The following is a 20,265-nucleotide window of genomic DNA, read 5'->3' as shown; positions in this document are numbered from 1 at the left end:
ATAGTAAGTTATGTCCCCATCCCAGTCTGACCTGATCGAACTCGCGCGCACCATCAAGACTTGGGGCGCGGAACTGGGCTTTGCCGACGTGCGGATCGCGGACGTGGACCTGTCGCGCCACGAGGCCGGCCTGCAGGCCTGGCTGGATGCCGGCCACCACGGCGAGATGGATTATATGGCAAGCCACGGCATGAAGCGCGCCCGGCCGGCGGAGCTGGTGCCGGGCACGGTGCGTGCGATCGTCGCGCGCATGGACTACCTGCCGATGGCGTCGGACGCCGACTGGCGCGCGCGCGAACGCCTGCGCCAGCAGGATCCGCAGGCCGCCGTGGTCTCGCTGTATGCGCGCGGCCGCGACTACCACAAGGTGCTGCGCAACCGCCTGCAGGCCCTGGCCGAGAAGGTCAAGGCGGCGGTCGGCGAGCTCGGCTTTCGCGTGTTCACCGATTCGGCGCCGGTGATGGAACTGCCGCTGGCGGAAAAATCGGGGCTGGGCTGGCGCGGCAAGCACACGCTGCTGCTGTCGCGGGAGGCCGGCTCGACCTTCTTCATCGGCGAGATCCTGGTCGACCTGCCGCTGCCGGTCGACGAGGCGACCGGCGCCCATTGCGGCCAGTGCGACGCCTGCATCGGCGCCTGCCCGACGAATGCGATCCTGGGACCGGGACGACTGGACGCGCGGCGCTGCATCTCCTACCTGACGATCGAGCTGAAGGGCAGCATCCCGGAAGAATTGCGGCCGCTGATCGGCAACCGCATCTACGGCTGCGACGACTGCCAGCTGGCCTGCCCCTGGAACAAGTTCGCACAGCGCGCGGCGCTGCCGGATTTCGACGAGCGCAACGGCCTGGGCGCGGCCGGACTGGTGGAATTGTTCGGCTGGGAAGAAGAGGAATTCAACCGCCGCATGGAGGGCAGCCCGATCCGCCGGATCGGGCATGAGCGCTGGCTGCGCAACCTGGCGGTGGGGATGGGTAATGCGGCAACCGGGGCTGGGGAGTCCGCCAGGGGCGACCCGCGGATCGTGGCGGCGTTGCGGGCCCGCTTGGTGCATCCGTCAGCGCTGGTGCGCGAGCACGTTTCCTGGGCGCTGGCGCGCCACGGCGCCTTCGATTAGATTTCGATGCGCTTCATGCGCAAAGCCGACCAGTCGCCGTCGATCGAGATCATGGCGACGCCGGTGATACCATTTTCCTTCGCATAGGCATTGATCGAGTCGCGATTGATATCAGTCGCCTTCGACGCGGTCTGCTTCAGGTAGGCGACCCACAGCGAGCCTTTCTCGCCGAGGCGCTCCTTGGCGGTCGGGAAGAACTGTTCGAGTTCCTTGCGGTTCATCGCGAACATCAGCACCACGTCCACCTTGTCCTGGTCGTTCTTGATCAGGTTGGGCGGCATCTGCGACACCATCCCGGGATGGACGTTCCCGTTCAGGATCACCATCGATTTCGCGTTCCTCAAGAACATCTTGTCTGCAATCGTCTTTTCGCTCATCTGTGTTCCCTAAGTAAATGAGTGGCGTGGTCAGTTTAGCCACGGCGTGTTCAGATTGATTTTACAAGCGAACCCCTGAAAAACTGCGGAGAAAACCTGCCGTGCGCGGGTCCCGGAACCAAAAGCGGCGCCATCGGCGCGCCAGGGTTGAAGCGGCGGAACGTCCAGTGCCAGACGGAAAATTACTTCAGTAGGCCGGCCAGCTCGACCGCGGTCTTGACCTGCATCTTGTCGAAGATGTGGGCGCGGTGCACCTCGACCGTGCGCATGCTGATGCCCAGCTTGTCGGCCACGACCTTGTTCATGTTTCCGGCCAGGATCAGGTCGAGGACTTCGCGTTCGCGCGCCGACAGCGTGGACAGGCGTTCGCGCACGGCGCTGGAGGCGGCGGCCTGGCGCGACCTGGCCAGGGCTTCTTCGACGCGGTCCATCAGCTGGTTGTCGTTGAAGGGCTTTTCGAAGAAGTCGAAGGCGCCGCGCTTGAGGGAGTCGACGGCCATCGGCACGTCGCCGTGGCCGGTCAGGAAGATCACGGGCAGGCGCGCCAGCAGGCCGCGCGCGACCAGCTGGTCGAACACGGCGATGCCGTTCATGCCGGGCATGCGCACGTCCAGCAGCACGCATTCGCCGCGGTCGCCTTGGGGGTCGGGTTGCGTGTCCAGGGCGTCGAGAAAGGCCTGGCCGCCGGCATAGCCGCGCGCGGCCAGTCCGCGCGATTGCGCAAGCCATTCGAGGGCGTCGCGGATGACGTCTTCGTCGTCGACGATGTGCAGCATGAGAGGGGCTCCTGTTCTTCAGGTCGGTATTTTATCCTGCAACTGAGCCTGCGCCTGCTGCAGCGTGAACGTGAATATGGTGCCGCCGCCCGGATTGTCGGCGTGGGTGAGGGTGCCGCCGTGGAATTCGATCGCCGTACGGCAGATCGACAGGCCCATGCCCATGCCCTCGGCCTTGGTCGAGAAGAAGGGCGAGAACAGGCGCTCGGCCACCTCGGGCGGGATGCCGTGACCATTGTCGATCACCGATACCGCCACCTGCTCCTCCTTGTGGGCGGCGGCGATCCGCAGCACGCGGCGTTCGCGGTCGATGTCCTGCATCGATTCGATCGCGTTGCGGGTCAGGTTCAGCAGCACCTGTTCGAGCAGCACGCGGTCGGCCAGTACCGGCGGCAGGTCGGACGGCACCTCCACCTGCAGCGTGACGTAGCTCTGGCGCGCCTGCAGGTCGACCAGGGCGCGGATGCCGTCGATCACCTGCGGTATGGCGACCCGCTCGCGGCGCGGTTCGCGCTTCTTCACGAACTCGTGCACGCTGCGGATGATCTGGCCGGCGCGCCGCGCCTGGGTATTCGCCTGCTCCAGCGCGCGCTTCAGCATGCCGGCGTCGTCGCCCACGCCTGCCCGGTTCAACACGTTCAGCGCGCCCGCCGTGTAGCTGGAGATCGCCGCCAGCGGCTGGTTCAGTTCGTGCGCCAGCATCGACGAGATCTCGCCCATGGTCGCCAGGCGCGCGCTGGTCTCGAGCTTTTCCTGCTGCTGGCGGGCCAGCTCCTCGGCGCGCCGGCGGTCGGTGATGTCGAGGATGGAGCTCATCCAGCCGGTATGGCGCCCAATGCTGTCGACCAGCGGCGCCTCGAACACCAGCACCGGCACGCGGGTGCCGTCGGGGCGCAGGAACACGGTCTCGAACTGCGGCGTGGCCTGGCCCGCCAGGACCTTGCGGAAGCGCTCCTCGTACTCGACGGTCTCCTCCGGCGCCCAGTAGGGCATGGGCGGCTTCTTGCCGAGCAGTTCGCCGGCCGGCAGGCCGACGATGCGGCAGAAGGCCGGATTCACATAGGTGACGCGCCCTTCCAGGTCGCGTGCGCGCAGGCCGGTCAGCAGCGAATTCTCCATCGCCGTACGGAAGGCCATCTGCTGGCGCAGCGCGTTCTCGGCGGCGATGGTGCGCGCGATGTGGCGCCACAGCGCGGCCAGGGACAGCACCAGCCCCAGCGCCAGCACGATCACCGAGCCGACCAGCAGGTTGGGCAGCAGCTTGGGCGCGGCCTTCACGCTGTCGGTGGCCAGCACGATCTGCCCGCCCGGCAGGTCGAGCGCGCGCTTGTGGGTATAGATCCCGCGTCCCGGGCCGCCGGCGGCGCGCTGCGCCACCACGTGGTCGTCGCGGTCGAGCAGGGACAGGGCGTTGTCCTGGGCGAACCACCAGGGCACGTTCTCGTCGAGCAGGGTCTGCAGGTTGTAGGTGGCGATCAGGCTGCCGGCGAATTTGCCGTGGTGGTAAAGCGGCAGGTGGTAGTCGACGTAGCCGTGCAGGTTGCGGGTGGCGCCGTAGGGATCGCTGTAGCGCCCGCTGCGCGTGGTGCGCGACATCGCCTGCGCCTCGCGCGAGGACTGGGTCAGCCCGCTGCCCGGCAGCTCGCTGCCGCGCATGGCCAGCAGGCGGCCGTCGGCGTCCAGCCAGGCCACGCGGCGCAGTTCGTGGCCGTTCTTGAACATCTGCGCCAGGCGCGCCTGCAGCGCCTGCGGTGTGGGCGGGGTGTCGGCGGCCAGGTCGGCGCCCAGGGTCGCCAGCGCTTCCTCGCTGCGCGCCAGTTCGAAGCGCAGGGTCTGCTCGACCCACAGGGTGTCGGCGATCAGCTGTTCCTGGCGCTCGTTGGCCTCCATCTGGCGCGCCTGCCAGGGCAGCCACAGCAGCACCAGCAGGAACAGCAGCACCAGCAGTACCGGCACCAGCCAGCGCCAGGGGCCGTCCGGCACGGGGCGTGGGATCGAAAATGTGTTTCTCATGCAATAACGTGTTACTTTTGCTGAAAAGAAGCTATTGTGGTTTTCCACAATAGCGAGCGGATGAAAAGCTCAGCAGACTGCATCACATATAAAAAACATACTTAACGGAGACAACATCATGCAGATCAAATCCATGGTCGCGGCACTTGCTATGGTTGCGGGCGCAAGCTTCGCACTCAACGCATCGGCCCAGGCCCCCATCGTCATCAAGTTCAGCCACGTCGTCGCGACCGACACCCCGAAAGGCCGCGCCGCCGAGCGTTTCAAGGAACTGGCTGAAAAGCTCACCAAGGGCCGCGTCAAGGTCGAAGTCTACCCGAACAGCCAGCTGTACAAGGACAAGGAAGAACTCGAAGCCCTGCAGCTGGGCGCGGTCCAGATGCTGGCGCCCTCGCTGGCCAAGTTCGCGCCGCTGGGCGTGAAGGAATTCGAAGCTTTCGACCTGCCCTACATTTTCCCGACCAAGGCCGCGCTGTACTCCGTGACCGAAGGCCCGATCGGCAAGAGCCTGCTGCAGAAGCTGGAGCCGAAGGGCATTACCGGCCTGGCCTACTGGGACAATGGCTTCAAGATCATGTCGGCCAACAAGCCGCTGCACAAGCCGGCCGACTTCCGCGGCCTGAAGATGCGCATCCAGAGCTCGAAGGTGCTGGACGCGCAGTTCCGTGCGCTGGGCGCCAACCCGCAGGTGCTGGCCTTCTCGGAAGTCTATCAGGCCCTGCAGACCGGCGTGGTGGACGGCACCGAGAATCCGCCGTCGAACATGTACACCCAGAAGATGCATGAGGTGCAGAAGCACGTGACCATGTCGAACCATGGCTACCTGGGCTATGCCGTCATCGTCAACAAGAAGTTCTGGGACGGCCTGCCGGCCGACGTGCGCGGCGAGCTGCAGCAGGCCATGGCCGACGCCACCAAGTACGAGAAGGCGATCGCCCAGCAGGACAACGACATGGCCCTGGACGCCATCCGCAAGGCGGGCAAGACCACCATCTACAACCTGACGCCTCAGGAGCAGGCAGAGTGGCGCAAGGCCCTCGTGCCGGTGCAGAAGCAGATGGCGGGCCGCGTCGGTCCGGAGTTGATCGACGCGATCAACAAGACCACCGCTTCGGTAAAGTAAGACCGGACTCCGGTTTTCGTTAGCTTGTGCACGTCGTTCCCGCTGCCGCGGGAGCGACGTATTTGCCAAGGAACTCCCATGAAATTCCTCGATCGCCTCGAAGAGTGGATCATCGCCAGCCTGATGGCCGGCGCCACTCTCATCATCTTCATCGCGGTGCTGCACCGCTACCTGTCCGGCCTGCCGATCCCCGGCCTGCAGGACTGGCTCATCAGCCTGAACACCAGCTGGGCCCAGGAACTGTCCACCTTCATGTTCGTGTGGATGGCCAAGTTCGGCGCCGCCTACGGCGTGCGCACCGGCATCCACGTCGGCGTCGACGTGCTGGTCAACCGCCTGTCGGAACGCTGGCGCAACAAGCTCATCGTGTTCGCACTGCTGGCCGGCGCACTGTTCACCGGCATCATCGGCACGCTGGGCCTCAACTTCATCCTGCGCCTGGCCGGCACCGACCAGACCTCGGCCGACATGGAAATCCCGATGTGGATCGTCTACATGGCGCTGCCGCTGGGCTCCTATTTGATGTGCTTCCGCTTCCTGCAAGTGACCTGGCACTTTGTCCGCAACGGCGAACTGCCGCGCCATGACCATGCCTACGTCGAAGGCCTGGAAGACGAAATCGAAGATGCAAGGAAATCCACATGAACGCCGCCATTATTTTCGCGCTGCTGATCGTCCTGATGCTGACCGGCATGCCGGTCTCGATCTCGCTCGGCCTGACGGTGCTGACCTTCCTGTTCACCATGACGCACGTCCCGATCGAGTCGGTGGCGATGAAGCTGTTCACCGGCATCGACAACTTCGAGATCATGGCGATCCCGCTGTTCATCCTGGCCGGTAACTTCCTGACCCACGGCGGGGTGGCGCGGCGCATGATCAACTTCGCCACCTCGATGGTCGGCCACTGGCACGGCGGCCTCGCGCTGGCCGGCGTGCTGGCCTGCGCGCTGTTCGCCGCGGTCTCGGGCTCGAGCCCGGCGACGGTGGTGGCGATCGGCTCGATCATCCTGCCGGCCATGGTCAAGCAGGGCTATCCGAAGCGCTTCGGCGCCGGCGTGATCACGACCTCGGGCGCGCTCGGCATCCTGATCCCGCCCTCGATCGTGATGGTGATGTATTCGGTGACCACCAACACCTCGGTCGGCCAGCTGTTCATGGCGGGCGTGGTGCCGGGCCTGCTGCTGGCCTTCCTGCTGGGCCTGACGACCTGGGTCATCGCCCGCAAGCGTGACTACCCGCGCATGCAGCGCGCCACCTGGGCCGAGCGCCTGACCGCCTTCCGCCGCAGCGCCTGGGGCCTGTTCCTGATCGTGATCGTGATGGGCGGCATCTACAGCGGCGTGTTCACCCCGACCGAAGCGGCCGGCATCGCCGCCGTGTACGCCTTCGTGATCGCGGTGTTCGTCTACAAGGACCTGAAGCTGGTCCAGGTCGGCAAGGTGCTGCTGGATTCGGCGGCGATGTCGGCGATGCTCCTGTACATCATCACCAACGCCGTGCTGTTCTCCTTCCTGATGACCAGCGAGAACGTGCCGCAGGCGATGGCCGGCTGGCTCACCACCCAGGGCCTGGGCCCGATCGGCTTCCTGCTGGTCGTGAACGTGCTGCTGCTGTTGGCCGGTAACGTGATGGAGCCGTCCTCGATCGTGCTGATCATGGCGCCGATCCTGTTCCCGGTCGCGACCCAGCTCGGCATCGACCCGGTCCACTTCGGCATCATCATCGTCGTGAACATGGAAGTCGGCATGTGCCACCCGCCGGTCGGCCTGAACCTGTACGTGGCCTCGGGCGTCACCAAAATGGGGATTTCCGAATTGACGGTGGCGGTGCTGCCCTGGCTGCTGACGATGATCGGCTTCCTGCTGCTGGTTACCTACATTCCCGCGATCAGCCTGTGGCTGCCGCACATGATTTATAGCTGAAATATATTTCGTGAATGTATATAAAAAACTACGCTTTTCTTATTCGAATGCGTTATGATGGCGCAGCTTTAGCACCAAGGTGGTGCATTCGAAGGCCCGGATACAGTTGGGGAGAGGCAGAAGAAATCGGTAATCCAGCATTGGATCTACCGGAGAAATGTTGAGGAGACACACGTTTTATAGATGCCGCCGGCATTGACCGAGTGGCCGCAAACGTGAACCGACTAAGAGCGCACCCCACGAGGGTGCGTTTTTTTTTGCTACACTGAATCGATGAACACACAACAGGGCAGCGAACTCTTCAGCGCCATCGTCGCGGCGCCGTTCGGCGCGATGGGTATCCGCACGGAAGCGCAGGGCGAACAGGCGCGGGTACGCGAGCTGGTCTACCTGCCGCCGCATTACACCGAAAAAGCGCCGCAGGACGCCGCCGCCGAACAGGCCGCCGAGCAGGTCACGCGCTACTTCGGCGACGCCGATTTCCGTTTCGAGCTGCCGCTGGTCGAGGCCGGCAGCGTGTTCCAGCGCCGCGTCTGGGACGCGATCCAGGCCATCCCGCGCGGCAAGGTCCTGACCTATGGCCAGGTCGCCAAGCTGCTGGAATCGCATCCGCGCGCGGTCGGCCAGGCCTGCGGCGCCAACTGGTTCCCGCTGGTGATTCCCTGCCACCGCGTGACGGCAAGCGGCGGCCTGGGCGGATTCGCCAGCAGCGACGACGAACACGGCTTCACGCTGACGGTCAAGCGCTGGCTGCTGCGCCACGAAGGCGCGCTTCCTAACGACGTGCCATGGCAGCAGCAGTCAATCTTTCCCTGATCGACGGTTTCTGCGACGCGCTCTGGCTCGAGCACGGGCTGGCGAAGAATTCGCTGGACGCCTACCGGCGCGACCTGCGCCTGTTCGCCGGCTGGCTCGAGAACAAGCGTCCGGACCGCGCCAGCCTGCATGCGGTGCAGCCGCAGGACATCGCCGCCTATTTCGCCGAACGCCACGAAGACACCAAGCCCAGCTCGGCCAACCGGCGGCTGTCGGTGCTGCGCCGCTTCTACCAGCTGGCGCTGCGCGAACGCCGCATCGAGATCGACCCCTGCCTGAACCTGCCTTCGGCGCGGCAGCCGGCCCGCTTCGTGCACACCTTGAGCGAAGCCCAGGTCGAGGCCCTGCTGGACGCGCCGGACGTCTCGACCCCGCTCGGCCTGCGCGAGCGCACCATGCTCGAGCTGATGTATGCGAGCGGCCTGCGGGTGTCGGAACTGGTGGGCCTCAAGATGGTCGAACTGAGCCTGAACGACGGCGTGCTGCGCATTACCGGCAAGGGCAGCAAGACCCGCCTGGTGCCTTTCGGCGAACAGGCGCGCCACTGGCTGGAGCGCTACATGAAGGAAGCGCGCGGCGCGATCCTGAACGGGCAGCGCGACGACGCCCTGTTCGTGACCGGCCGCGGCGGCCCGATGACGCGCCAGATGTTCTGGATCGTGATCAAGAAACATGCGGCAAAGGCCGGCATCACGGCGCCGCTGTCGCCGCACACGCTGCGCCACGCCTTCGCCACCCACCTGCTGAACCACGGCGCCGACCTGCGCGTGGTGCAACTACTCCTGGGCCATTCGGACATTTCGACCACCCAGATCTACACGCACGTGGCGCGCGAGCGCCTGAAGCATCTGCATGCCCAGCACCACCCGCGTGGTTAATTCTCAAGACCTGGCGGGTCTGGTGAGTCATAATGGTTTAGTAGCACCCTTCCCACATGCACGAGGACACCATGGCCAAGACGAATTTCCAATACGAAAAGCGGCAGCGGGAGCTGGAGAAAAAGAAAAAAGCCGAAGAAAAGGCGCGGCGCAAGCAGGAAGCCAAGCAGCACAAGGGGGAGGAGGGTGATGCCTCTCCGGACGAGGAATCGGGGGCAGTGGCCGAGCCGGAACAGGATTCGGCTTAGTTAGCCTCGCCGTCGTTCCCGGCACTGCCGGAAACGACTCCCCGCGCAGGCGGGGACCCAGGTTCGTTCGCGGTTTGCCGGCTTCACTTGGGGGATGGTGCCGGGGCACCATCCCGCCTGCGGGAACGACGGATCAGACTGCCTGTCCCTCTGCCGAATCCGCTTCGGCTTCGGCCTCATGCCCCTTCTGGAACCAGCGCTTCGCCCGTTTGCCGAAGCTGTCCAGGTAGGTATATGCCACCGGCACCACCACCAGCGTCAGCAGGGTCGAGGTGATCACGCCGCCGATCACCGCGCGGCCCATCGGGGCCTGGTTCTCGGCGCCTTCGCCCAGGCCCAGCGCCATCGGCAGCATGCCGAAGATCATCGCCAGGGTCGTCATCAGGATCGGGCGCAGGCGCACCTGGCCGGCTTCCATCAGCGCGGCGAATTGCGACTTGCCTTCCCGCTGGCCCTGGTTGGCGAAGTCCACCAGCAGGATGGCGTTCTTGGTCACCAGGCCCATCAGCATCACGACGCCGATCACCGAGAAGATGTTCAGGGTGCTCTTCGTGACCAGCAGCGCCAGCAGCACGCCGATCAGGGACAGCGGCAGCGCCGTCATGATCGCGATCGGCTGCAGGAAGCTGCCGAACTGCGAGGCCAGCACCAGGTAGATGAAGATGACGGCGATCCCCAGCGCGATGGCGAAGCCGCCCATGGTCTCGTTCATCTGTTCGGCCTGGCCGCCGACGTCGAAGCGTACGCCCTCCGGCAGCTCGATCGATTTCATGGCCTGGTCGACCTCTTTCATCACGTCGCCCAGCGGACGGTTGTCCAGGCCCGCCATGATGGCCACGCGGCGTTCCAGCGCCTGGCGCTTGAGCACCTGCGGGCTGGTCGACGGCACGAACTCGACCACCTGGCGCAGCGGCACCATGATCGGGTTGCCGCTGGCATCCAGCTTGCTCGAGGCCACCGCCAGGTCGGCCAGGTCGGCCACCTTCTGGCGGCCCGATTTCGGCAGCTGCACGTTGACCTCGTAGTTCTGGCCATCCGGCGCCAGCCAGCGGTTGGTCTGGTCGCCGCCCACGAAGGGGCGCAGGGCGGCGCCGATCTGCTGCACCGACAGGCCCAGGTCGGTCGCCAGCTCCTGGTTGATCTTGACGATGGTGGCCGGGTTCGCCCCTTCCTGGCTGTACTGGATGTCGGCCACGCCCTTGATCTTCTTCATCTTGTCGATCAGGCGATGGGCAACCTGGTCGAGCGCGGCCTCGTTGCTGCCGAGGATGGCGATGAAGATGGGGCGGTTACCGACGGTCATGTCGATGCCGGCAATGCTGGCCAGGCGGTCGCGGATCGCCTGTTCCATTTCCTGCTGCGAGCGGCGGTGGGTCTTGCGCACGTCGGTCAGCTTGAGGCCGATCTGCGAAGTGTGGCGGCCGTCCCAGGCGCCGACCACGGTCTGCATGTTCTCGACTTCCTTGAACTCGCGCAGCGCGGCCTCGATCTGGCGCACCTTGGCGTCGTTGTAGTCGAGGCTGGAGCCGACCGGCACCTTGAAGTTCAGCTGGATGAAGCCGTTGTCGACCTGGGGCACGAATTCGCCGCCGATCATCGGCACCAGTAGCAGGCTGCCGCCGAACACTGCGAACGCGAAGGCCAGGGTGGACTTGCGCCAGGCCAGCGAAAAGCCCAGGATCTTCGCATACCAGCCGTGCACATGCTCGATGCCGCGGTCGATGCGGGCCATCAGGCGGCCCAGCCAGGGCAGGTACTTGAAGCGGTCCTTGACCGGATCCGGCCACACCGAGGACAGCATCGGGTCGAGCGTGAAGCTGACGAACAGCGAGACCAGCACCGCCACCGCCACCGTGATCCCGAACTGCAGGAAGAAGCGGCCGATGATGCCCTTCATGAAGGCGATCGGCACGAACACGGCGACGATCGCGAAGGTGGTGGCCATCACCGCCAGGCCGATTTCGTTGGTGCCGTCTTCGGCGGCGCGCACATGGCTCTTGCCCATGCCGAGGTGGCGTACGATATTCTCGCGCACCACGATGGCGTCGTCGATCAGGAGGCCGATCGACAGCGACAGCGCCATCAGGGTCAGGAAGTTCAGCGTAAAGCCGAAGTACTTCATCGCGATGAAGCTGGCCAGCACCGAGATCGGCAGGGTCAGGCCGGTGATGACGGTGCTGCGCCAGGAATGCAGGAACAGGAACACGATCACCATGGTGAGCACGGCGCCTTCGACGATGGTCTCCTTGACGTTGTCGACCTGGTGCTGGACCCTGCTTGACACGTCGTCGAGGATGCGGAACTGCACGTCCTTGGGCAGGGTCTGCTTCATCGCCTCGATCGCCTTCTTGACGTTGGCGCCGACCTCGACGGTATTCGCGTCCTGCACCTTGGAGATCTCCAGCGAGAGGGCGCGCTCGCCGTCCACGCGCGAGATCGATTGCTCTTCGGCGGCGCCGTCGCTGATCTCGGCCACCTGGTGCAGGTAGACCGGACCGTTGGCGCGTTTGGCCACGATGATGCGGCGGAAATCGGCCGCTTCCTTCATCTTGCCTTCGATGCGCACCAGGTTTTCGCGCTCGCCATGGCTGATGCGGCCGGCCGGCAGGTTGGCGTTGGTGGCGGTGATCGCGGCCATGACTTCGTCGATGCCGACGTTCAGGCTGCGCAGCTGGTCGGGGCGGATGTCGACCAGCACCTGGCGGTTCTGCTTGCCGTTGATGCGTACCTGGCCGACCCCGGCCACGGCCTGGATGCGCTTGACGATCACCTGGTCGGCCAGCATCGACAGGTCGCGCAGGCTGCGCTCCCTGGACAGCAGCGCCACCTGCAGCACCGGCTGCGAGTTCTCGCCTTCCTGGCGGTAGACCACGGGCTCCTTGACCTCGCGCGGGAAGCCGCCGCGCACGGTGCCGATGCGGTCGCGCAGGTCCTGCACGGCGCGGTCCATGTCGACGCTGAGCTGGAATTCGACGCCGACGCCGGAACGGCCCTCCCAGGAGTTACTGCGGATGGTCTTGATGCCGCCGACGGTATTCGCCGCTTCCTCGATCGGACGGGTGACGTCGTTCTCGACCTGTTCCGGCGACGCGCCCGGATACTGGGTCTCGATCCAGACGCCGGGAATTTCGATGTTCGGCATGCTCTCCACGCCCAGGCTGCGGTAGGAGAACAGGCCAAGCACCATCAGGCCGACCATCACCATGGTCGCGAACACCGGGTGCTTGATACTGATACGGGTCATCCACATGTTCTTATCCCTTAGTTCTTATCCATTGTTTGGGAGCTTGACCTTGTCGCCGGGCTTGACGCCGTCCAGCTTGACGGACAGCACCAGCGCGCCCGGAGCGATGCCGTCGATCGCTTCGACCAGGCCGTCGTCCTCGTTGCGCAGGCCGAGTTTCACCGGCTGGGCCACGACCTTGCCGCTGTCGACGCGGTAGACGATGTCGCGGCCGTGGTCCTGGCGCACGCCCAGCAGCGGCAACAGCGGATGGGTGCTGGTCTTTTCGGTCGTCACCATACCCTTGGCGAACATGCCGGCGCGCAGCGCGCCGTCCGGATTGTCGACGCCGATATACACCAGCATCGCGCGCGAGCCGGCTTCGGCGGCCGGGTTGATGCGCAGGACCTTGCCGGCGAATTTGCGTTCGCCGAAGCCGTCGACCTTGAATTGGACTTCCTGGCCGACCTTGATGCGCGGGATGTCGGACGCCGGGACCTGGGCGTCCAGCGTGAGCTGCTTGAGGTCGACGATCGAGAACACCGGGCTGTCCGGCGACAGTTTTTCGCCGGCCTGGGCATGGCGCTTGCTGACCACGCCGGAAAGCGGGGCGCGGATGGTGGTGTCGTTCAGGGCGATGCGCGCCAGGTCGAGCTGGGCGCGTGCCGAGTCGAGCGCGGCCTGGGCCAGGTCGACCGCGTTCGAGCTGGTGTCGTAGGCGTTCTGGGCAATGTAGTTCTGCTTGAGCAGGGCGGCGCTGTTGGCCTGGTTCTTCTTCGCCAGCGCCAGGCGCGCGCTGGCCTCGTTCACGGCGGCCTGCTGCTGGGCCACGCGGGCCCGCGCTTCGCTGTCATCCAGGCGGGCGATCACCTGGCCGGCCGCGACCTGCATGCCTTCCTGTACTGTGGTCTGCTTGACCACGCCCGACACCTTGGAGCGCACCGTGGCCTGGGCCAGCGGGGTGAGCGAGCCGGACAGCGGCAGCGTGAGCGCCAGCGGCCGCGCTTCGACCAGGGCGACGTCGCGCGCCGACAGTTCGTGCACCGGCTCTTTCTTTGCCGCCGCGGCAGGGGCGGGCTTGGCGCTGCCCGCCTGCGTGTACGCGTAGCCGCCCGCGCCCGCGAGCGCGAGGACAGCCACGCCGATGGCGGGGACGCGCCAGTGGCGGCGCCGTGCCTTGACGGGGTTCGAGGGGGCGGCGGAGGCGGGCGGCAGGGATTCGATTTTCATGGCGGCGCTCTTCTCTCTTCTTATTCAAGGGGATTGCAGCAGAATAGAGAAGGGGATGACGAACAGCTATCGGAATGCGACGAGCCGTGCAATCGGGACGCTGAAACGTCGAAAAGCCGGGACGGACGTCAGGACGCGCGGACGGTGCGGACAGCACGCCGGACACCGGCATGCATACCGTCAACGCTCGGCCTCAGGCGTCGCCGTAGGGCGGAACATAGGGGCCGCCCGGCTTGGTGGCCGAGAATTCGGTCTCCCCCGGCGCATCGAACAGGCGCAGGCGCGCCAGCACCTGGCCGTGGTCGGAGGCTTCCGGCAGGCCGAGGTCGAGGTGGTCGTTCAGGTAGACCACGTCGGCGATCTCGCCCAGCGCGCCCGGCAGCTCGGCATTGAACTCCTCGGACACCAGGATGTGGTCGATGGTCGTGTACTGGCCTTCGTGCAGATTGGAAAAACCGACGTGGCGCAGGCGGTCCTGGCGGCGCTGCAGCTGGCAGGCGTCGTACAGGCGCTCGCCGCTGGGGCCGCCGATGCCCAGCACGATGCCGGTGGTGACGGCGTCGGCGACGTCGTTGAAGTCGCCCAGCACCACCCGCGGGCGGCGGTTCTCGCGGCCCATCTTCGAGAGGATCACGCGCAGGGCGGCGGCCTCGGTGCCGCGCCGGATCAGCGAGCGCAGCGAGGCCAGCGCGAACAGCTGCGGGTCGTCGCCGCTGTCGTTGGCGCGGTAGTCGGGACGGCGCGACTTCAGGTGCACGACCACGACGTCGACCGTCAGGCCGGGGCGCACCTCGATCGCCGCGTGCAGGGGCGCGCGGGTAAAGCGTTCCGGGTCCCGGTTCCCGGGCGGCATCGCGATCCCGGGCGGGAAGTAGGGGAAGGATTCGGGTGCGTCCGCCAGCGGCAGGCGCGAAACCAGGGAGACGCTGGGGGTCAGCTTGTCGGCGCCCGGATCGGGGTCGAAGCCGACGTGGATCGCTTCGCGGTAGCGGCGGGTGCGCGACAGCGCTTCCGCCAGCGCGGCCTGCGAAAACACCTCCTGGAAACCGATCACGTCGGCGCCGAGCATGTCGATCTGGTGCGCTGTCCAGGCAATCTTCGCTTCGTACTCTTCCGGGGTGCTGGGTTCCAGGTTCTCGTAGAGCTTGGCGCCCGGCGGCGCCAGGTTGCAGACGTTGAAGGTGGCAAAGCGAATTTCTTGCTGCATAATAAGCAACTCCTCCGTTTGCTTTTAGCGTAACACGCATGGCCAAGAAAGAGCACATTTCAGAGACCCCGGCAACGCAGTTCCTGCGCAAGCACGGCGTGGTCTTTTCCGAGCATCCCTACGAGTATGAAGAGCATGGCGGCACGGCGGTGTCGTCGCGCGCACTGGGCGTGTCCGAACATGCGGTCGTGAAGACCCTGGTGATGCAGGACGAGGCGGCGCGCCCGCTGATCGTCCTGATGCACGGCGACTGCAAGGTCTCGACCAAGAATCTGGCGCGCGCCATTCCATGCAAGTCGGTCGAGCCGTGCAAGCCGGAGGTGGCGCAGCGCCATTCCGGCTACCTGGTCGGCGGCACCTCGCCGTTCGGGGTGCGCAAGGCGATGCCGGTGTACGTCGAGGAAAGCATCCTGGCCCTGCCGAAGATCTACATCAACGGCGGCCGGCGCGGCTTCCTGGTCGGCATCGACCCGGCCGTGCTGGTCGACGTGCTGAAGGCCCGGCCGGTGCAGTGCGCGCTGGCCGATTAGGCGCTGAATTAGGCCCTGAATTAGCGTCGGGCTCAGCCGATGGTGTATATTCCACGCGCCGGCCTGACCGGCACGGGATGAATAGAAAGAGACCGCATGGACAGTTCGAGCATTTACACCATTGTTTTCACCATCGCAGCCTACCTGATCGGCTCGATTTCCTTCGCGGTCGTGATGAGCCGCGCCTTCGGCCTGTCCGACCCGCGCACTTACGGATCGAAAAACCCGGGCGCGACCAATGTGCTGCGCAGCGGCAGCAAGAAGGCGGCCATCGCCACCCTGCTGGGCGACTGCATCAAGGGCTGGCTGCCGGTCTGGCTGGCGGTGCACTTCGGCGACCGTTTCGGGCTCGAGGACGGCGGTATCGCCCTGGTGGCGATCGCCGTGTTCGCCGGCCACCTGTGGCCGGTATTCTTCCGCTTCGTCGGCGGCAAGGGCGTGGCCACCGCGCTCGGCGTGCTGCTGGGCCTGAACGTCTGGCTGGGCCTGGCGACGCTCGTGACCTGGCTGGTGGTGGCCTATGCCTTCCGCTATTCCTCGCTGGCGGCCCTGGTGGCGGCGATCTTCGCGCCGTTCTACTACGGCCTGCTGTTCGGCGCCAACGAGATCCTGTTCGCCGTGATCATCATGAGCGCGCTGCTGCTGATCCGCCACGGCAAGAACATCGCCAACCTGCTGGCCGGCAAGGAGTCGCGCATCGGCAGCAAGGCCGCCGGCACCAAGCAGGCGGTCAAGAAAAAGTAAGCCGCCATCTGACCTGGCTTAAACCGGGGTCAGACTCCAAATTTTGGCAATGTCTCGTTAGTCATTTCCAAAAATCGGAGTCTGACCCCGGTTTGTCTTTGGTCAGAGGGCGGGGTTTCCGTACCCGCGCTGCCTGCTTTCTCTCGATGTGTCACCATATGCCAAACGCCGCGTGGTTGCGGCGCCAATTCCAGGAAGGTGGTGAGTCGTGAGCAAGAAAATGAGAATTGATTTCGTGTCGGATGTATCGTGCCCCTGGTGCGCGATCGGCCTGAAATCGCTGGACCAGGCGCTCGAGCGCGTCGCCGGCGAAGTGCAGGCGGACATCCATTTCCAGCCGTTCGAACTGAACCCGGGCATGAGCCCCGAGGGGCAGGACATCTTCGAACACATCACCGAAAAATACGGATCGACGCCGGCCCAGCAGGAGCAGTCGCGCGAGATGATCCGCCAGCGCGGCGAAGACGTCGGCTTCACCTTCGACATGAGCAAGCGTGGACGCATCTACAACACCTTCGACGCGCACCGTCTGCTGCACTGGGCCGAAGGCCTGGGCCAGGACCAGCAGCGCGCACTGAAGGAAAAGCTGTTCGAAGCCTATTTCACCAGGGGCGAAGATCCGAGCTCGCACGAACTGCTGGTGCGGGTCGCCGGCGAGGCCGGGCTCGACCAGGAGCAGGCGCGCGCCGTGCTCGACTCGAACACCTACGCCGACGAGGTGCGCCAGCGCGAATACTACTGGCAGCGCGCCGGCATCCGCTCGGTGCCGGCGATCGTCATCAACGAACGCCACCTGATCTCGGGCGGCCAGCCACCCGAGGTGTTCGAGCAGGCCCTGCGCCAGCTCGCCGGGCAGGAAGAGACGGTCTAAGCCAGATCCAGCACGACCGGCTGGTGGTCCGAGGCGGCAGTCTCGGACTGCACCTTGACTTCCGCCACGCGCGGCGCCAAATCCTCGGTCACGAAAAAGTAGTCGTAACACGCGGCGCGGTCGGGCCAGGGATAGCCATGCAGCCCGGCGGTCGGCGCGCGCGCCATGCCGCCGTGGCGAACCGTCCAGGCGTCTACCAGGGCCAAGGCGCCATCCTCGGGCGGCGCCAGCAGCGCGCGGTAGTCGTCGGAGTCGGGCGTGAAATTGAAGTCGCCGCAGTAGATCGCGGTGCCGGGCCGGAAGCCCAGCTGGAAGGGCGGCTCGAGCTCGGGTTCCGGCTGGTAGATGGCGGCGCGGGCGCAGGCTTCGGCATGCAGTTCGCGAATGCGCATGAGCTGCGCGCGGCGCTGCGGCGGCGAATGGTACTCGAGGTGGGTGGTCAGCAGGCGCAGCTTGCCGCCGGGCGCGTCGAGCACGGTTTCGATCATCCCGCGCGGCATGCCGGCCGGATATTCCGGCGCGGCCGGCCATGGCAGCATGTGGCGCTGGGCCTGGGTGATGCGGTACTTTGACAGCAGGATATTGCCGAACTGGCGAGGCAGGTTGTTACGGTAGATTTCGCTCGGCGCCTGTTCGATCATGTGGTAGCCGCCGAGTGCGCCGCCGAGCTGCTTGAACTGGGAGGCGGTGGCGCTGCCTTCGAGTTCGGGGTGATTGGCCGCCACTTCCTGCAGGCAGATCACGTCCGGATTCAGCTTTCGCAACACATCGATGATGGCGTGGATCCGGATGCGCCCGTCCTTCCCACAGCCCCAGTGAATATTCCAACTGACTACGCGCATGCGATACCTCCGTAAAACTCAGCTTACAGAGTTTGCCATCCTTCAGGAGAAAGCGGTCACACCGTAGGATCGATATCAGGCTTGCAAGTTCAGGATGTCAGGCCGGTTCGATCTCGTCCAGGGGCCAGCGCGGCCGCACGTTGAACGCGTAATCGTGGGTCGCGGCCTGCGGATTGGCCTCCAGGCGCAGGGCGCCGGCAAAGGCGATCATGGCGCCGTTGTCGGTGCAGAATTCGAGTTCCGGATAGTAGACCTTGAACTTCTTCTTCGCGGCCGCCGCGTTCAGGGAGGCGCGCAGCTGGCGGTTCGCGCCGACGCCGCCGGCGATCACCAGGCGCTTCAGGCCGGTGTGCTTGAGCGCGGACACGCACTTGGCGGTCAGCACGTCGACGATCGCATCGACGAAGCCGCGCGCGATGTTGGCCTTGTCCTGTTCGCAGATGTTGGCGATCCCGGCCTCATGGTTCTTCACCACCGTCAGCACGGCCGTCTTCAGGCCCGAGAAGCTGAAGTTGAAGTCCTTCGAGTGCAGCATCGGGCGCGGCAGTTTATACGCGTCCGGATCGCCGAACTCGGCCAGGCGGGAAATGGCCGGCCCGCCCGGATAGCCCAGGCCCAGCAGCTTGGCCGACTTGTCGAAGGCTTCGCCGGCGGCATCGTCCAGGGTCTCGCCCAGCAAGGTGTAGCGGCCTACGCCGTCGACCCGCATCAGCTGGGTATGGCCGCCCGAGACCAGCAGGGCGACGAAGGGGAATTCCGGGCGCTCGCTGGCGAGCAGCGGCGACAGCAGGTGACCCTCCAGGTGGTGCACGCCGAGCACCGGCTTGTCGAGCGCCAGCGCCAGGCTGCAGGCCACCGAAGAACCGACCAGCAGCGCGCCGGCCAGGCCCGGGCCCTGGGTATAGGCGATGGCGTCGATGCGCTCCTTCGGCAGCGCGGCCTTGGCCAGCACCTGCTCGAGCAGCGGCAGGGCGCGTCGGATGTGGTCGCGCGAGGCCAGTTCCGGCACCACGCCGCCGTACTCCTCGTGCATCGCGACCTGCGAGTGCAGGGCATGGGACAGCAGGCCGCGCTCCGTATCGTACAGAGCGAAACCGGTTTCATCGCAGGAGGATTCGACGCCGAGGACAATCATGGGAATAGCGGAACAGGAAAAGCGGAATCCGCCATTGTAACGTAGCGTGGGCCCTTCGAGCCCACGCGCGGAGCCAACGTGATGCGAACGTCACGCGTGGGCACGGGGTGCCCACCCTACGGCCGCTGCAGCAGTTCCTTGTGGGCGCTGCGCAGCATCGCTTCCGTATCTTCCCAGCCGATGCAGCCGTCGGTGACCGAGCAGCCGTACTTCAGCTGCGACAGGTCTGCCGGAATCGGCTGGTTGCCGCTGACGATGTTCGATTCGATCATCACGCCCACCAGCGACTTGTTGCCGTGCCTGATCTGCTGGATCACGTCCGACATGACCAGCGGCTGCAGTTCCGGCTTCTTGTAGCTGTTGGCGTGCGAGCAGTCGACCACCAGGTTGGCCGGCAGCTTGGCCTTCTTCAGCGCCTGCTCGGCGATCGCGACCGACACCGAATCGTAGTTCGGACGGCCGCCGCCGCCGCGCAGCACCACGTGGCCGTAGGCGTTGCCGCTGGTACGCACGATCGAGACCGTCCCCTGGCTGTTGATGCCCAGGAAAGAGTGCGGGCTGGACGAGGACAGCACGGCGTTGATCGCGATCTCGATGTCACCGTCGGTGCCGTTCTTGAAGCCGACCGGGGTCGACAGGCCGGACGACATCTCGCGGTGGGTCTGCGATTCGGTGGTCCTGGCGCCGATTGCGGTCCAGGCGATCAAATCGCCCAGGTATTGCGGCGAGATCGGATCCAGCGCCTCGGTAGCGGTCGGCAGGCCGAGTTCGCAGACGTCGAGCAGGAACTGGCGCGCGCGCTCCATGCCGACGTCGACACGGAAGGAGTCGTCCATGAACGGATCATTGATATAGCCCTTCCAGCCGGTGGTGGTGCGCGGCTTCTCGAAGTACACGCGCATCACCAGCACCATGGTGTCGGCGACTTCGGCCTGCAGCGCCTTCAGGCGGCGCGCGTAATCCAGGCCGGCAACCGGGTCGTGGATCGAGCAGGGGCCGACGACCACGAACAGGCGCTTGTCCTTGCGGTCGAGGATGTTGCGCAGCGTTTCGCGGCCTTTCATCACGGTGGTGAAGGCCTTGTCGGTCAGCGGCAGTTTCTGATGCAGTTCGCTAGGGGACGGCATGGTCGCGAACGCAGAGACGTTGGTGTTTTCGATATCGGGCGTGATCAGCATGGCTAGACGTTTTTTTCAGCGTATTTTCCGAAGGG

At 65.5% G+C, this 20,265-nt stretch carries 19 protein-coding genes; 10 read left to right on the top strand and 9 right to left on the bottom strand.

The window, feature by feature from the left end:
• The first annotated feature begins 10 nt into the window (after positions 1-10).
• Positions 11-1,117 carry a tRNA epoxyqueuosine(34) reductase QueG gene (queG, locus tag AM586_RS11355; RefSeq protein ID WP_047821795.1) on the top strand — a complete coding sequence of 369 codons (1,107 nt, stop codon included), beginning with the start codon at positions 11-13 and terminating at the stop codon, positions 1,115-1,117.
• Here queG and AM586_RS11350 read toward each other — a convergent pair.
• The 3 genes from AM586_RS11350 to AM586_RS11340 form a co-directional block, all read right to left on the bottom strand.
• A complete protein-coding gene (locus AM586_RS11350) occupies positions 1,114-1,494 on the bottom strand; it encodes a DUF3052 family protein (protein ID WP_047821797.1) in 381 nt (126 codons plus the stop codon). The two genes, queG and AM586_RS11350, sit on opposite strands and share 4 nt — an antisense overlap.
• Before the next feature lie 182 nt (positions 1,495-1,676).
• A complete protein-coding gene (locus AM586_RS11345) occupies positions 1,677-2,270 on the bottom strand; it encodes a response regulator transcription factor (protein WP_047821799.1) in 594 nt (197 codons plus the stop codon).
• 18 nt (positions 2,271-2,288) lie between these two features.
• Positions 2,289-4,283, bottom strand: a complete 1,995-nt coding sequence (locus tag AM586_RS11340) for an ATP-binding protein (protein WP_047821800.1) — start codon at positions 4,281-4,283, stop codon at positions 2,289-2,291.
• Between the two features lie 118 nt (positions 4,284-4,401).
• Here AM586_RS11340 and AM586_RS11335 point away from each other — a divergent pair, with 118 nt between their 5' ends.
• The 6 genes from AM586_RS11335 (at position 4,402) to AM586_RS28585 (ending at position 9,270) form a co-directional block, all read left to right on the top strand.
• The gene (locus AM586_RS11335; RefSeq protein WP_047821802.1) at positions 4,402-5,406 is read left to right on the top strand and encodes a TRAP transporter substrate-binding protein; all 1,005 of its coding nucleotides are present in this window, start codon (positions 4,402-4,404) and stop codon (positions 5,404-5,406) included.
• 78 nt (positions 5,407-5,484) lie between these two features.
• Positions 5,485-6,051 (top strand): TRAP transporter small permease, encoded by a 567-nt coding sequence (locus AM586_RS11330; protein ID WP_047821804.1) that lies wholly within the window; start codon positions 5,485-5,487, stop codon positions 6,049-6,051.
• Positions 6,048-7,328 (top strand): TRAP transporter large permease, encoded by a 1,281-nt coding sequence (locus AM586_RS11325; protein ID WP_047821806.1) that lies wholly within the window; start codon positions 6,048-6,050, stop codon positions 7,326-7,328. Before AM586_RS11330 ends, AM586_RS11325 begins: the two co-directional genes overlap by 4 nt.
• Positions 7,329-7,601: 273 nt before the next feature.
• Positions 7,602-8,144 carry a methylated-DNA--[protein]-cysteine S-methyltransferase gene (locus tag AM586_RS11320; RefSeq protein ID WP_047821808.1) on the top strand — a complete coding sequence of 181 codons (543 nt, stop codon included), beginning with the start codon at positions 7,602-7,604 and terminating at the stop codon, positions 8,142-8,144.
• Positions 8,117-9,022, top strand: a complete 906-nt coding sequence (xerD, locus tag AM586_RS11315; protein ID WP_060567107.1) for a site-specific tyrosine recombinase XerD — start codon at positions 8,117-8,119, stop codon at positions 9,020-9,022. Before AM586_RS11320 ends, xerD begins: the two co-directional genes overlap by 28 nt.
• 71 nt (positions 9,023-9,093) lie before the next feature.
• Positions 9,094-9,270, top strand: coding sequence for a hypothetical protein (locus AM586_RS28585; RefSeq protein WP_197416361.1), 177 nt, complete (start codon positions 9,094-9,096; stop codon positions 9,268-9,270).
• Between the two features lie 133 nt (positions 9,271-9,403).
• Here AM586_RS28585 and AM586_RS11305 read toward each other — a convergent pair whose 3' ends face one another.
• The 3 genes from AM586_RS11305 to AM586_RS11295 all read right to left on the bottom strand — a co-directional run bounded on the left by AM586_RS11305 (position 9,404) and on the right by AM586_RS11295 (position 14,930).
• Positions 9,404-12,520, bottom strand: coding sequence for an efflux RND transporter permease subunit (locus AM586_RS11305; protein ID WP_047821812.1), 3,117 nt, complete (start codon positions 12,518-12,520; stop codon positions 9,404-9,406).
• 18 nt (positions 12,521-12,538) lie between these two features.
• Positions 12,539-13,723 carry an efflux RND transporter periplasmic adaptor subunit gene (locus tag AM586_RS11300; protein ID WP_047821814.1) on the bottom strand — a complete coding sequence of 395 codons (1,185 nt, stop codon included), beginning with the start codon at positions 13,721-13,723 and terminating at the stop codon, positions 12,539-12,541.
• A 193-nt stretch (positions 13,724-13,916) separates the two neighbouring features.
• The gene (locus AM586_RS11295; RefSeq protein ID WP_047821816.1) at positions 13,917-14,930 is read right to left on the bottom strand and encodes an endonuclease/exonuclease/phosphatase family protein; all 1,014 of its coding nucleotides are present in this window, start codon (positions 14,928-14,930) and stop codon (positions 13,917-13,919) included.
• A 38-nt stretch (positions 14,931-14,968) separates the two neighbouring features.
• On the opposite strand from AM586_RS11295, the gene ybaK reads away from it, so the two are divergent.
• From ybaK to AM586_RS11280, 3 genes are all read left to right on the top strand, one after another.
• On the top strand, positions 14,969-15,460 hold the full coding sequence (gene ybaK, locus AM586_RS11290) for a Cys-tRNA(Pro) deacylase (RefSeq protein ID WP_047821818.1): 492 nt from the start codon (positions 14,969-14,971) through the stop codon (positions 15,458-15,460).
• A 96-nt stretch (positions 15,461-15,556) separates the two neighbouring features.
• Complete coding sequence (gene plsY / locus AM586_RS11285) at positions 15,557-16,204, top strand: glycerol-3-phosphate 1-O-acyltransferase PlsY (protein WP_373887911.1); 648 nt, start codon at positions 15,557-15,559, stop codon at positions 16,202-16,204.
• 220 nt (positions 16,205-16,424) lie between these two features.
• A complete protein-coding gene (locus AM586_RS11280) occupies positions 16,425-17,075 on the top strand; it encodes a DsbA family oxidoreductase (RefSeq protein ID WP_373887912.1) in 651 nt (216 codons plus the stop codon).
• Here AM586_RS11280 and AM586_RS11275 read toward each other — a convergent pair.
• From AM586_RS11275 to AM586_RS11265, 3 genes are all read right to left on the bottom strand, one after another.
• Positions 17,072-17,917, bottom strand: a complete 846-nt coding sequence (locus AM586_RS11275) for an endonuclease/exonuclease/phosphatase family protein (protein ID WP_047821822.1) — start codon at positions 17,915-17,917, stop codon at positions 17,072-17,074. The two genes, AM586_RS11280 and AM586_RS11275, sit on opposite strands and share 4 nt — an antisense overlap.
• 97 nt (positions 17,918-18,014) lie before the next feature.
• On the bottom strand, positions 18,015-19,052 hold the full coding sequence (tsaD, locus tag AM586_RS11270; RefSeq protein WP_047821824.1) for a tRNA (adenosine(37)-N6)-threonylcarbamoyltransferase complex transferase subunit TsaD: 1,038 nt from the start codon (positions 19,050-19,052) through the stop codon (positions 18,015-18,017).
• Positions 19,053-19,168: 116 nt separating this feature from the next.
• Complete coding sequence (locus AM586_RS11265; RefSeq protein ID WP_082439760.1) at positions 19,169-20,230, bottom strand: 3-deoxy-7-phosphoheptulonate synthase; 1,062 nt, start codon at positions 20,228-20,230, stop codon at positions 19,169-19,171.
• Positions 20,231-20,265 lie beyond the last annotated feature (35 nt).

Origin of the sequence: Massilia sp. WG5 (assembly GCF_001412595.2) — a bacterium.
In the GTDB taxonomy this organism is placed as follows: Bacteria; Pseudomonadota; Gammaproteobacteria; order Burkholderiales; family Burkholderiaceae_D; genus Telluria.
The sequence above is the reverse complement of the archived record's forward strand: the minus strand, read 5'-3'. Positions and strand labels throughout refer to the sequence as shown.

What these genes read in the sequence shown, in the direction of transcription:
- AM586_RS28585 (WP_197416361.1), top strand. Translation starts at nt 9,094, where the DNA reads ATGGCCAAGACGAATTTCCAATACGAAAAGCGGCAGCGGGAGCTGGAG.
- AM586_RS11335 (WP_047821802.1), top strand. Translation starts at nt 4,402, where the DNA reads ATGCAGATCAAATCCATGGTCGCGGCACTTGCTATGGTTGCGGGCGCA.
- tsaD (WP_047821824.1), bottom strand. Translation starts at nt 19,052, where the DNA reads ATGATTGTCCTCGGCGTCGAATCCTCCTGCGATGAAACCGGTTTCGCT.
- AM586_RS11305 (WP_047821812.1), bottom strand. Translation starts at nt 12,520, where the DNA reads ATGTGGATGACCCGTATCAGTATCAAGCACCCGGTGTTCGCGACCATG.
- ybaK (WP_047821818.1), top strand. Translation starts at nt 14,969, where the DNA reads ATGGCCAAGAAAGAGCACATTTCAGAGACCCCGGCAACGCAGTTCCTG.
- AM586_RS11340 (WP_047821800.1), bottom strand. Translation starts at nt 4,283, where the DNA reads ATGAGAAACACATTTTCGATCCCACGCCCCGTGCCGGACGGCCCCTGG.
- AM586_RS11275 (WP_047821822.1), bottom strand. Translation starts at nt 17,917, where the DNA reads ATGCGCGTAGTCAGTTGGAATATTCACTGGGGCTGTGGGAAGGACGGG.
- AM586_RS11295 (WP_047821816.1), bottom strand. Translation starts at nt 14,930, where the DNA reads ATGCAGCAAGAAATTCGCTTTGCCACCTTCAACGTCTGCAACCTGGCG.
- xerD (WP_060567107.1), top strand. Translation starts at nt 8,117, where the DNA reads ATGGCAGCAGCAGTCAATCTTTCCCTGATCGACGGTTTCTGCGACGCG.
- AM586_RS11325 (WP_047821806.1), top strand. Translation starts at nt 6,048, where the DNA reads ATGAACGCCGCCATTATTTTCGCGCTGCTGATCGTCCTGATGCTGACC.
- AM586_RS11350 (WP_047821797.1), bottom strand. Translation starts at nt 1,494, where the DNA reads ATGAGCGAAAAGACGATTGCAGACAAGATGTTCTTGAGGAACGCGAAA.
- plsY (WP_373887911.1), top strand. Translation starts at nt 15,557, where the DNA reads ATGGACAGTTCGAGCATTTACACCATTGTTTTCACCATCGCAGCCTAC.
- AM586_RS11330 (WP_047821804.1), top strand. Translation starts at nt 5,485, where the DNA reads ATGAAATTCCTCGATCGCCTCGAAGAGTGGATCATCGCCAGCCTGATG.
- queG (WP_047821795.1), top strand. Translation starts at nt 11, where the DNA reads ATGTCCCCATCCCAGTCTGACCTGATCGAACTCGCGCGCACCATCAAG.
- AM586_RS11265 (WP_082439760.1), bottom strand. Translation starts at nt 20,230, where the DNA reads ATGCTGATCACGCCCGATATCGAAAACACCAACGTCTCTGCGTTCGCG.
- AM586_RS11320 (WP_047821808.1), top strand. Translation starts at nt 7,602, where the DNA reads ATGAACACACAACAGGGCAGCGAACTCTTCAGCGCCATCGTCGCGGCG.
- AM586_RS11345 (WP_047821799.1), bottom strand. Translation starts at nt 2,270, where the DNA reads ATGCTGCACATCGTCGACGACGAAGACGTCATCCGCGACGCCCTCGAA.
- AM586_RS11300 (WP_047821814.1), bottom strand. Translation starts at nt 13,723, where the DNA reads ATGAAAATCGAATCCCTGCCGCCCGCCTCCGCCGCCCCCTCGAACCCC.
- AM586_RS11280 (WP_373887912.1), top strand. Translation starts at nt 16,425, where the DNA reads ATGAGAATTGATTTCGTGTCGGATGTATCGTGCCCCTGGTGCGCGATC.